Source organism: Pontibacillus sp. ABV4_188 (assembly GCF_056311905.1).
This window is the reverse complement of record NZ_CM149975.1, coordinates 2,819,347-2,831,793: the sequence shown is the minus strand read 5'-3', so window position 1 is coordinate 2,831,793 and position 12,447 is coordinate 2,819,347. Positions and strand designations below refer to the sequence as shown.

The following is a 12,447-nucleotide window of genomic DNA, read 5'->3' as shown; positions in this document are numbered from 1 at the left end:
AGGGTGAGATCGGTTCACACTAGGAACATAAGGGATAATAGAAAGAAGTGAGCCTGGTGTGAATCTAGAGGAAACATGGATTATTATTTGGAGAACGTTTGCCACTTATTTTGTAATATTAGTGATCTTTCGCGTTATGGGCAAAAGGGAGATTGGCGAGCTGTCTATACTTGACTTAGTGGTCTTTATTATGCTTGCTGAGATCGGAGTCTTTTCGATTGAAGAGCCTAAGGATGAATTTATCCACGCGGTCATCCCTATGCTTGTTCTTTTGCTAATCCAGAGGATGAGTGCGTGGTTCTCTTTAAAGAGTCAATGGTTTAGGGAAAAGGTTGATGGTAAAGCTTCTGTTATTATTCAGAACGGAAAAATTGATGAAAATGAAATGAGGAAACAGAGGTATAATTTTAATGATTTACTTCAACAACTAAGAGAGAATGGCAATTCATCTGTTGATGAAGTAGCTTTCGCTATACTAGAGCCTTCTGGCAAGCTTTCCATTTTAGAGAAACAAGATAATCCGTCCCCTGGTATGAATGGATTTCTTATGCCATTTATTACAGACGGCAAGGTACAAGAGGAAAACTTAAAGCGCAATGGAAAAGATGAGAAATGGCTTTTAACAGAAATACGAAAAAAAGGTTATGAGCACCCTGAACAAATTTCTTTATTAACCGTAGATCATAAAAACAAGTGGTACATCGACGAATATGATGAAAAGAAGTAACATAAAGAGGAGGTGTCTTGGTACAGAAGGCATCTTCTTTTTTAATACTTAAGGAGGGGAAACCATGAGTGAATCGTTTAATTGGCATAAAGCAGCCACGAAAAAGTGGGACCAAAATGTTACGTTTTGGAGTGAAAAGAGTCAATCTATGTGGAGGGACGGATCCCGTGCTGGAATCATACCGTTTATGAAGAAGTATTTGTCAGGAGGGAGTACAGTAGCCGATATTGGTTGCGGAGATGGTTATGGCGCATACTTATTGAGTGAAGCCGGGTACAATGTAAGCGGAGTTGATATTTCACCTAAAATGATAGAGCATGCCAAACAAATGAGTGGTGAGCGATTGACGTTTACACAAGGAGATTTAGCCCAACTTCCCTTTGCTCAAGATACATACGACGGGTTGATGGCCATCAACTCACTTGAATGGACAGAAGATCCTAAAGGGGCCTTAGAAGAACTGAGAAGAGTCTTAAAGCCTGGAGGCCGTATGTGTATAGCGATCCTTGGCCCAACTGCAGGACCTCGTCAAAATAGTTACAGAAGATTATATGGAGAAGATGTTATTTGTAATACGATGATGCCTTGGGAATTTGAACAGCTTGCAAGTGAGAATGGATGGAGAAGCTTAGATGGATACGGCGTTTTTAAAGAAGGTGTAAGAGAAGAAGAAATAAAGGAATTGCCTAAACCGATGCAGCAAGCACTAACCTTTTTGTGGGTTTTTGTAGTAGAGAAGCAATAGGGGCTACAAGTTGGATTAATTTTTTTGTGACGAAGTTTGGTAAAGGGACTGACTTAAAGGGTGTCAAATAATGATATGGACAGAGCAACTTAGCTTTCTCCATAAAAAATCAAGGACAAAATCAGATTCTGATTTTATCCTTGATTTTTGTTTTAGTTTATTTCTTTTTTTGGAAAAAAGGCAACTGTTGCAATTCTTCTTTAGTGATAAATCGGAAAGCGAACAGCAATACGATATAGACAACTGTAAAGGCTGATATTAGGAGTAGAAAAGGAATAGGAGCCATGGTAGCTTCGGTAAATAGTTGGTTCAATTTATAGCCAACAAACCATGTGCACCCCATCAATAAAATCATTTTTCCAATGTCCACAAGTGGAATACGGAATTGGATGGCTTTCATTAGTGTTGCTAGATGTAAAAATGTAACGAGAATCACACCTACTACGATGGCAAGAGCTACACCCATAATACCGAATTCAGGCTGAGTGGCTAACGACAGTAATACAGCAAACTTCACAACAGCTCCTATCAGGCTGTTCCACATGGCTGCTTTCGCTAAGTCGAGAGCTTGTAAAGCGGCTTGTAATGGCGCCTGGAAGTAGAGCATTAAGAAGAATGGTGCCATTATAAGCAAGAATCTAGAAGCATTTCCGTGGCCATACATAAACGTTAAGATTGGTGTAGCAAAGATCGTTAATATGACGGTCGCAATCGCCCCTGACGCAAAGGATAAACGAATGGCTTGATGAATGCGGTAGTGAATTAACGTTTGATCTCCTTTAGCTCCAGCTTCACTGATATTTGGAACAAGAGCAACGGAAAGGGATTGTGTAATAAATGTTGGAAGCATGAGAAGAGGAAGCGCATATCCCGTTAGTTCCCCGTACTGCTTCGTAGCCATAGCGGTTTGGATACCTGCAATAGCTAGGCTTTGAGCAACTAAAATTGGTTCTAAGAAAAAAGAAATAGACCCTACCATACGACTTCCGGTAGTGGGAAGAGCAATTGACATCAGTTCATTGAATGTCCCTTTACCGTTTTTAATATAAGTCATGAACTTTCTTCTAACTTTCACACGCTTTTTCAGTTTAAACATATGAAGCATGTACAACAATGAACAAAACTCTCCTAATACGACTGAAATCATTGCACCTGCTGCTGCATATTCGACTCCGTATGGGGCGAGAGCACTCGTGAATAACGCCACAAAACTAATACGCACAATCTGTTCAATCACCTGTGAGTAAGCTTGTGGTTTCATGTTTTGGCGACCTTGGAAATATCCTCGTATCACAGAGGAGATGGCGACTATAGGGACGATCGGACTAATTGCAAGAAGGGGGTATAGGGTACGTTCATCTGTTAACAAGGTTTGAGATAACAAAGGAGCTAAAAGGATCATACCTGTTGTAAAGATGATGCTCAATACACCTGTGATGGTGAGTGAGATTACTAGAATTTTTTTAACTTTCTTCAAGTCTCCTATAGCTTCAGCCTCTGCTACCCGTTTCGAGATAGCTACAGGTAATCCGAATTGGGTGAGGGTGATCACTAAGATGAGGGTTGGGATGGCCATCATATAAAGGCCTACACCTTCCTCTCCCATTATCCGTGCTACGACGATTCGATTGACAAACCCTAGAAAGCGAGTAATCATGCCTGCTGCAATTAAAATCAGAGTACCTTGTAAAAAGGTTTGTTTGGTCATTCATTACGACCTACCTTCTCAAAGAATTGAAATTCGTATACAATGAATATATGCAGAAAAGGTGGGCAAGCATGACAAGCATTCGTAATTGATTCAAACATTTGATGTGTGTTTTATAGAGTTGAACGAGAGGGGTATTATATATGGAAGAAGGAAAACCCGTAGTACAGTGGAAAAAAACGATATACCCTGTATTACAAAGCAAGAAAGAGGAGTTTCATTTGCTTGGTTATAGTAGAGCGCATGAGGAAGATATTTGGAAATGCCTCGAGAAGAAAGTTTGGAAGGGAAACCCTACGTTACGTTTACATACGGTAGTACAGGATGTGTTTCACTTGAGTGTTGGTACATATATGAGTTACTTAACCGTACAAGCTTACCAAAGTGATGATTTACTTGCTCAGGTAGAAGCGTTAAGAAACCATGATCCAAATAAAGAAGAAAATGAAGCGTCGTATTGACAGTGCTTCCCAAAGATTTCTATAATTACACTATTGGCGTGTGGCAGTAAAGTCACGTTAAATATGTCTTCTATACATACAAAAGGCTCACGTAGTTGTAGGGTGGTAGTAATTGAGACCACTCTTTTATGCGTAAGGATGTAATACTATTTTATAAAACGGTTGTTGGAGAAGTTAGAAGGAGGCACTCATACTCATGGTAAAACGCGGTCGTATCGTTGCGTTTTTTCTACTCCTGCTTATCTTTGCGGGTACGATAGGGACAACGATACAAGGAATTACAAAGGATATTCGCCTTGGCCTTGATCTGCAGGGTGGATTTGAAATTTTGTACCAGGTTACACCAATTGATGAAGAACAAGAGATTGACAGGGATGCTCTAGAGGCAACTGTTGAAACGATTTATAGACGTGTAGATTCACTAGGTATTAGTGAAACAAGTGTCGATATTGAGGGTGAGGACCGCATTAGGGTTCAGCTTGCAGGAATTGAGGACCAGAGCAAAGCGAGGGAGCTTATTGGCACCTCGGCTCGTCTATCATTTAGAACCGTTGATGATGATGAAATTCGCATCAATGATGAATCTCTCTCACTAGAAATGGATGAACAAGACAATAATGAGCCAGACACAGAAACAGGAGAAATCTTCAACGGATCAAATCTTGTGGAAGGCAGTGCCCAACAAGAATTTCATCCTGAATCGAAAGCTCCAATTGTTACCTTAAAAGTAAAAGATGCCAAAGAGTTCCAAAGTGTCACTAAAAAAGTTTCTCAGTTAGGTGATGATCCATCAACACCTTACACTGAGAATTCTATGGTCATCTGGATGGATTTTGGGGAAGAAGATTCTTTCATAGCTGATTTTAATAATCCAGAAGAGCAAGGGTATATATCAGCTCCGCGCGTAAGCGAACCATTACTTACGAAAGAAGTCATGATTACAGGTGACTTTACGGTAGATAGCGCTCAAGAACTTGCCAATATTTTAAATGCTGGATCATTGCCAGTTGATATGAAAGAGCTTTACTCTACGTCAGTAGGAGCACAGTTTGGTGAACAAGCATTAAATAAAACGATCTTAGCTGGTGCGATAGGTGTTGCTTTGATCTTTGTATATATGTTGTTCTACTACCGTCTTCCTGGTGTAGTGGCCGTCATTACTCTTTCAACCTACATCTTCTTAATTCTACTTGTCTTTGAATTAATGAACGGGGTCCTGACATTACCGGGTATCGCCGCGCTTGTGCTTGGTGTAGGTATGGCTGTAGATGCCAATATCATCACCTACGAACGCATCAAAGAGGAGATGAAAGCAGGGAAGTCGACTTTATCTGCCTTTAAAGCGGGGAATAGTCGCTCCTTAGCAACCATTCTTGACGCGAATATCACAACAATTTTGGCTGCCATTGTCCTATTTATCTTTGGTACGAGCTCTGTAAAAGGGTTTGCGACCATGTTAATTATCAGTATACTGGTTAGTTTCTTAACGGCTGTATATGGATCTCGCTTAATGCTTGGTCTACTTGTGAAGAGCCGTGCATTAAACAAAAAGCCAGGATTCTTTGGTATTAAACCAAGTCAGGTGAAAGACATTGAAAAAGGGGAAGAAGTCGAAGCGAAAGTCTTCGGTCGTTCTTTTGACTTTGTTAAACACCGTAAGAAGTTCTTTGGTATATCGATTGCTCTTATTCTCTCTGGTGCTATTGCATTAGGAGCGATGGGGTTAAATCTAGGAATCGACTTTACAAGTGGTTCTCGTGTTCAAGTCCTAGCGGATGAACCTATTAGTGAAGAAGATGTAAAAGAGGAATTCGAAGGACTGGGTTATACACCTAAGAAAGTTGTTATATCCGGCGAAGATGATGATATAGGCGTAGCAAGATTTGCGAGCGTATTATCAGAATCTGAGATTGCAGACATTAAGAGCCACTTCAATGATTTATATGGAAGTAGCCCTAGTGTCAGCACTGTATCTGATATTGTTGGTAAAGAACTTGTTAAAAATGCGGTATATGCTGTAGCAATCGCATCCATTGGGATTATCATTTATGTTACAATTCGCTTTGAAATTTATTTCGCATTAACAGCTATTGTAGCCTTATTACATGATGCATTCTTTATCATAGCTCTATTCAGCATTACTCAACTCGAATTTGATATTACGATTATTGCAGCTATTCTTACCATCGTGGGTTACTCCGTAAACGATACAATCGTTACGTTTGACCGGATCCGTGAGAATCTGAAGCTGAAGAAGAAAGTGAAAACATTCTCTGAACTAGCAGAAGTCGTGAATAAGAGTTTAATGGAAACATTAGCTCGTAGTCTTAACACCGTTCTAACCGTTGTATTTGCTGCCTTAATGCTTCTACTATTCGGAGCAACAGCCATCACCAACTTCTCCTTTGGCCTAGTAGTCGGCCTTATCGCAGGTACGTACTCATCCCTATTCATCGCAGCTCAGCTGTGGTTAGTATGGAGAGGAAGTATGCTTAAGCGTAAACCAATTGAGTACAAAGAGAAGAAACAAAACAACGGACCACAAGTATAAGTGTAAGAGCTCTCCCATTCGGAGAGCTCTTTTTTTACTTTTATGGGGATTTATGTGTTTTGGTATATTCTACATTGAGGCTCTATGCTAAAAAAGGTCCGTTCCTTGAAGTAGTGATTGAGGATTCTCTCTTAGAGCGCTTTTTTTTAACCCCTCACGAGAAAAGTATCCGAGGTTGTGAGCTGAGCGACCTCGCTACCATGACGCGTTTCCATTCATCTTATTATAGGAAAGGAGGGCCTGGAAACTGCGAGACTCCCGTGGGCATAAGAGCCTAGGTGAGACCCCGGAAGCCGGCGTGCCGGCTGAGGAGGCTCACCAGCTCCCCACAGGAAAGCGAGTGGTTTCCAGGCCCTCCTTACTCCTAGCCAAAGGTAACGGAAACAGCTTATATCTACGATAAGTTTTCAAGTCAGCTCCACTTGGGAATAGAAGAAGAAAGGAAGAGTAAAATAATTGAAGGTTTAGAGAAAGGAGATGGGCTTTTTGAAGGGTCAGAAGAATTTTATTTTAGCGTTAGTATTTGCTCTTATTGTTGCTATTTTCGCTGTGTTTAATGTTGACGCGGTAGAGGTGAATTACTTATTTGGGACAGGCCAAGCTCCGTTAATCCTTATTATATTGGGGTCAGTATTAATGGGCGGTTTGATTGCAGGGATTTTTGGAACCGTTCGTAATTATCAGCTACAACGGGATAATCGTGCTTTAAAAGAAAAACTGAGACAATTAGGAGAGGATCCTGAACGTGTAACTGCACGTAAGGCAGAAGAGGATAAGGATCAGCCAATTGAAGAAGAGCGTGCTAAATAGCTAAGTTATTATACTGAAGGATGAAATCATATGATTTCATCCTTTCCTTTTATTCCTAAGCACCACGCCTGCACTTTTCTTATCTTCCTTATCCACCTGAAATTCATTTGCTCCCCTTACCTCGCTCTTGTATAATGGGTCTGTTAGGGGTGAATCTATGTTACGGAGTAAAGCAAAATGGAATTTAACCCAAGAAGAGGAGCCAACTCTTCCTATTGATCCATCATTATCTTTGACTTCTTTAACACAAGAATTGTTAAAGAAAAGAGGGATTAATACGAAAGAAGCGGCAAAGCTATTTTTATCTCCTCAACTGGAACAATTACATGATCCTATGTTAATGAATGATATGAACAAAGCTGTTGATCGAGTAAAGAGAGCGATTGAACAGGAAGAATATATATGGGTATTTGGTGATTACGATGCAGATGGGGTCAGCTCAACGGCATTAATGGTTGAAGTCCTTCGTGAAATGGGGGCTTATGTAGACTATTACATTCCGAACCGTTTTACAGAAGGATACGGTCCTAATGAAGAAGCATTCCGAAATGCACAAGCAGAAGGTATAACGTTAATTATCACTGTTGATACAGGAATAGCGGCCAATCATGAAGCGGCTGTAGCGAAAGAGTTAGGTATTGACTTAATCATTACGGATCACCATGAGGCTCAAACAGAACTGCCAGATGCATTTGCAATCGTACATCCAAAGTTATCTGGAACGTACCCATTTCAAGAACTAGCAGGTGTAGGTGTAGCATTTAAATTTGCACATGCCTTACTAGGAGAGTTTCCAAAGCACTTATTGGATTTGGTCGTTATTGGTACAATAGCGGACTTAGTCCCGCTCCATGATGAAAACCGTATATTAGCCGCACATGGCCTTAAAGCTATTTCAAGGTCTATTCGACCTGGTGTACAAGCTTTAAAGAAAGTATGTAGCATAGAAGGTGACATCACAGAAGAAGACATTGGTTTTGCTATAGGTCCTCGTATTAACGCTGTAGGTCGATTGCAAGATGCATTTCCTGCTGTTGATTTATTATTAACGGAGAGTGATTCAGAAGCAGAGGCGTTAGCTAATCAAATTCACGCACTTAATCAGGAACGACAGAAGATTGTTGCTGAGATTGCCGAAGAAGCTGAGACAATGCTTGATGCTCAAGCAGATGAACTCCCTTCTGTAATTGTTGTGGCTAAAGAAGGCTGGAATCAGGGCGTTCTTGGAATCGTAGCTTCTCGGCTTGTGAATAAGTATGATCGACCTACGATTGTTTTAACGATCGATTCAGGTGCTCAAACAGCGAAAGGGTCTGCTAGGAGCATTGATGCTTTTGATATGTTTACAAATTGTATGGAAGTTCGTGATCAGTTTACTCATTTTGGTGGTCACGCTCAAGCAGCTGGAATGACGTTACCGCTTGAGAATATAGCAACTCTTCGAGAATCGTTAAATCATTTGGCAGAACAAAAGCTAGCACCTGAAGATTTTAAGCAACTCTTAACGATTGATCGAACAGTAAAGCTTGAGGATATAACGATCTCAACAATTGAAGAGATTTCGAAGCTAGCACCGTTTGGGATGGGGAATTCCAAGCCACTGTTCCGTATAGAAGAAGCAGTCCCTGCTGAACTAAGGCAAATCGGGAGTAAATTAAACCATTTAAAGATGCGTTTTAAAGCAAATGGAGCAGATATTGATACTATAGGCTTTGGAATGGGAGATTTATATCCTCGACTCGCTCCTCAATCGCCTGTATCAATCGTAGGTGAACTTTCTGTCAATGAATGGAACGGGAAGCGTAAACCTCAAGTTATGATGAAAGACCTTCGCGTTGATAACTGGCAGCTTTTTGACCTAAGAGGAAATCGTCACCTTGAAAAAGCTATGCCGAAGTTGCCATTTGATCATACGGTTGCCATATTCTTTGGAGAGGCAACTGAAAACACGGCTTGGGTTTTTGATTATTATCCGGTGATTGAGTTAAATCATGACCCTGAACTCATTGATGATCTGCCACTAGATGAGGTTGAACACTTGGTTCTAATGGATCTGCCACTATCTATGGAACAAATTAGTGCCGTCACTCAAAAAGTGACACCTCACAATATTTATGCGTGTTACCGGACAGATGATGCAGCATTCTTAAAAACCTTACCGACTCGTGATCATTTCAAATGGTTCTATGGTATGTTGATGAAACGGAAGAAATTCCACTTAGAAACAGAAGGACCAAAACTAGCAGATTACAAAGGTTGGTCAAAAGATTCGGTTGAATTTATATCACACGTGTTTTTTGAGCTAGAATTTGTTAGAATAGATAATGGACTTTTAACGCTGAATCCGAATCCTTCTAAGAAAGATTTGACCGAATCAGCTCTATATCAACAAAAACACGAACAATTACAAGTGGAACAAACGTTATATTTCTCATCCTATCCTCAATTAAAAGCTTGGTTTACCGAGCAAATGGATCGAGTTTCGGACGTTAAGGAGGAAATTAGTTAATGGATTTAAAACAATATATTACGGTTGTGGAAGACTGGCCAACAGAGGGCATTAAATTTAAAGATATCACAACTTTGATGGATAACGGACCTGCATTTAAATCAGCAATTGATGAAATTGTAGAATATGCCAATACAAGAGAAATTGATATTATTGTTGGACCTGAAGCACGTGGCTTCATTATTGGTTGCCCAGTTTCATACGCAATGGAAGTAGGATTTGCTCCTGTGCGTAAAGAAGGTAAGCTTCCTCGTGAAACGATTAAAGTTGACTACGGCTTGGAATATGGCAAAGATGTATTAACGATTCATAAGGATGCCATTAAACCTGGTCAACGCGTTTTAATCACAGATGACCTTCTTGCAACAGGCGGTACGATTGAGGCTACCATCAACTTGGTTGAACAACTAGGCGGAATTGTAGTAGGTTGTGCTTTCCTTGTAGAATTAACCTATTTAGATGGCCGTGAGAAACTAGACGGTTATGATGTTCTAACATTAATGCAATACTAAAAGGAAGAAAGAGTGCTCTCAAAGTTATGGGAGTACTCTTTTATCATACGAACGTAATAACGATTGAAACACGTCCAATAGGTAAGAGTAGAGGTTTTCGACATAAATTGAGTCTTTCCTCTTTACATTATCATTAGAATTTTCGATAATTAAACACATATATATGCTACGTCTATACCTATGACGAATTTCTAATAATCAGGTGATAGGATGTCTAAAGATAAAATTTTGACAGCTGATGAAGTGGTAGAACAAGCGAGCCAGTATTTATCTGAGGAAGATACAGGTTTTGTTCGACGTGCCTATGAATTTGCTCAAGAGGCGCATAAGGAACAGTACCGTAAATCTGGTGAGCCGTATATTATTCATCCTGTCCAAGTGGCGAGTATTCTCGTTGAACTAGAAATGGATCCTGTAACGATTGCTGGTGGCTTCTTGCATGACGTTGTGGAAGATACAAACGTTACCGTAGAAGAGCTAAAGAATCAGTTTAACGAAGAAGTGGCAATGCTCGTTGATGGTGTGTCAAAGTTAGGGAAAATTAAATATAAGTCAAAAGAAGCTCAACAAGCAGAGAATCATCGTAAAATGTTTGTCGCTATGGCGAAGGATATTCGTGTCATTCTCATTAAATTAGCAGACCGCTTGCACAATATGAGAACCCTAAAGCATTTACCCCCTGAGAAGCAGCGCAGAATTTCTAACGAAACACTCGAGATCTTTGCACCGTTAGCTCATCGCTTGGGGATATCTACAATTAAATGGGAATTAGAGGATACCGCACTTCGTTACTTAAACCCTCAACAGTACTACCGCATTGTTCATCTTATGAAACAAAAGCGTAATGAAAGAGAGTACTATATTGGGGAAGTTATGGACGAGATTAATAACCAACTTGATGAGGTGGATATTACAGCGGAGATCTCCGGACGTCCAAAACACTTGTATAGCATTTACCGAAAAATGGTGTTGCAAAACAAACAGTTTAACGAAATTTATGACCTCTTGGCTGTTCGTGTATTAGTGAATAGCATTAAAGATTGCTATGCAGTACTTGGAATTATTCATACGTGCTGGAAGCCAATGCCTGGACGGTTCAAAGATTATATTGCGATGCCTAAGCCTAACCTGTATCAATCTCTTCATACAACGGTTATAGGACCAAAAGGTGATCCTTTAGAGGTTCAAATCCGGACACATGAAATGCATGACATTGCTGAATACGGAATTGCGGCTCACTGGGCTTATAAAGAAGGATTAAGTGTAGAGTCTAATACCCAATCCTTTGATGAACGTTTAACATGGTTTAGAGAAATCTTGGAGTGGCAGAACGAAACCCATGATGCTGAAGAGTTCATGGAGTCCCTTAAAGTAGATCTGTTCTCTGACATGGTGTACGTCTTTACTCCAAAGGGAGATGTAATAGAGCTTCCTTCTGGTTCTGTTCCAATCGATTTCTCCTATAAGATTCATACAGAAGTTGGGAACCAAACGATTGGAGCTAAGGTAAACGGTAAGATGGAACCTCTTGATTATAAATTAAAGACAGGGGACATCGTGGAAGTCATGACGTCTAAACATTCTTACGGTCCATCAAAGGACTGGATTAAGATTAGTCAGACGTCGCAGGCTAAGAATAAGATCAAGCAATTCTTCAAGAAGCAACGTCGTGATGAAAACATCGCTAAAGGTAAAGAGCTAGTCGAGAAAGAAATCCGTTCGATGGATCTTGAGACGAAAGAAGTGCTTACTGCTGATAATTTGGACCGGGTTGCAGAGAAGTTTAACTTCACAAATGATGATGATATGTACGCTGCTGTTGGGTATCAGGGAATAACTGCTGCTCAGATTGCAACTCGCCTAACGGAGAAAATTCGTCGTAAGCAGAATAAAGAAAAAGATCTTGAAGAGACACTTGAAGGTGTTCAAAACGATATTAAACGCCCGACACCATCTAAGAAGAAGAAGGATTCAGGCGTGCGCGTAAAAGGTGTAGATAATTTACTCGTAAGGCTTTCTCGCTGTTGTAACCCTGTGCCTGGTGATGACATTGTAGGTTATATCACGAAAGGGCGCGGCGTTTCTGTCCATCGTTCTGATTGTCCAAACGTCAAAACAGATGATGTCAGAAACAGACTCCTACCAGTGGAATGGGAGAATAATGGAGAAGACAGCAAACAATATAGCCTTGATTTAGAAATTTCAGGATATGATCGAAGAGGACTCCTAAATGAGGTTCTTCAGGCTGTTAATGAAACTAAGACAAACATTACGGCTGTAACAGGAAGATCAGATCGTAATAAAATGGCAACGATTCACATGACTATTATGATTCAAAACATTAATCATTTACGAAAAGTTGTTGATCGAATTAAACAGATTCCAGATGTATACACAGTTCGTCGTGTCCTGCAGTAAGGAGAG

At 40.3% G+C, this 12,447-nt stretch carries 9 protein-coding genes; 8 read left to right on the top strand and 1 reads right to left on the bottom strand.

The genetic code is table 11. The features are described from left to right. Window positions 1-58 precede the first annotated feature (58 nt). Together ACYX4O_RS14625 and ACYX4O_RS14620 are read left to right on the top strand one after the other, a co-directional pair. Window positions 59-727: a DUF421 domain-containing protein gene (locus tag ACYX4O_RS14625; RefSeq protein WP_476351760.1), complete on the top strand. Its 669-nt coding sequence runs from the start codon at window positions 59-61 to the stop codon at window positions 725-727. Between the two features lie 64 nt (window positions 728-791). After that, entirely contained in the window at window positions 792-1,472 is a 681-nt protein-coding gene (locus tag ACYX4O_RS14620) for a class I SAM-dependent methyltransferase (protein WP_476351759.1), read from the top strand. A 157-nt stretch (window positions 1,473-1,629) separates the two neighbouring features. Here ACYX4O_RS14620 and spoVB read toward each other — a convergent pair whose 3' ends face one another. Then, on the bottom strand, window positions 1,630-3,180 hold the full coding sequence (spoVB, locus tag ACYX4O_RS14615) for a stage V sporulation protein B (protein ID WP_476351758.1): 1,551 nt from the start codon (window positions 3,178-3,180) through the stop codon (window positions 1,630-1,632). 143 nt (window positions 3,181-3,323) lie between these two features. Here spoVB and ACYX4O_RS14610 point away from each other — a divergent pair, with 143 nt between their 5' ends. From ACYX4O_RS14610 to ACYX4O_RS14585, 6 genes are all read left to right on the top strand, one after another. Continuing rightward, window positions 3,324-3,641, top strand: coding sequence for a post-transcriptional regulator (locus ACYX4O_RS14610; RefSeq protein ID WP_476351757.1), 318 nt, complete (start codon window positions 3,324-3,326; stop codon window positions 3,639-3,641). Window positions 3,642-3,837: 196 nt separating this feature from the next. Next, window positions 3,838-6,192: a protein translocase subunit SecD gene (gene secD, locus ACYX4O_RS14605; protein WP_476351756.1), complete on the top strand. Its 2,355-nt coding sequence runs from the start codon at window positions 3,838-3,840 to the stop codon at window positions 6,190-6,192. A 486-nt stretch (window positions 6,193-6,678) separates the two neighbouring features. Next, window positions 6,679-7,002 carry a LapA family protein gene (locus ACYX4O_RS14600; RefSeq protein ID WP_476351755.1) on the top strand — a complete coding sequence of 108 codons (324 nt, stop codon included), beginning with the start codon at window positions 6,679-6,681 and terminating at the stop codon, window positions 7,000-7,002. Between the two features lie 157 nt (window positions 7,003-7,159). Beyond that, window positions 7,160-9,511: a single-stranded-DNA-specific exonuclease RecJ gene (recJ, locus tag ACYX4O_RS14595; protein ID WP_476351754.1), complete on the top strand. Its 2,352-nt coding sequence runs from the start codon at window positions 7,160-7,162 to the stop codon at window positions 9,509-9,511. Further along, window positions 9,511-10,023 (top strand): adenine phosphoribosyltransferase, encoded by a 513-nt coding sequence (locus tag ACYX4O_RS14590; RefSeq protein ID WP_036785567.1) that lies wholly within the window; start codon window positions 9,511-9,513, stop codon window positions 10,021-10,023. The genes recJ and ACYX4O_RS14590 overlap by 1 nt, the downstream gene beginning before the upstream one ends. A gap of 210 nt (window positions 10,024-10,233) precedes the next feature. Continuing rightward, window positions 10,234-12,441 carry a RelA/SpoT family protein gene (locus ACYX4O_RS14585; RefSeq protein ID WP_476351753.1) on the top strand — a complete coding sequence of 736 codons (2,208 nt, stop codon included), beginning with the start codon at window positions 10,234-10,236 and terminating at the stop codon, window positions 12,439-12,441. The last annotated feature ends 6 nt before the right edge of the window (window positions 12,442-12,447 follow it).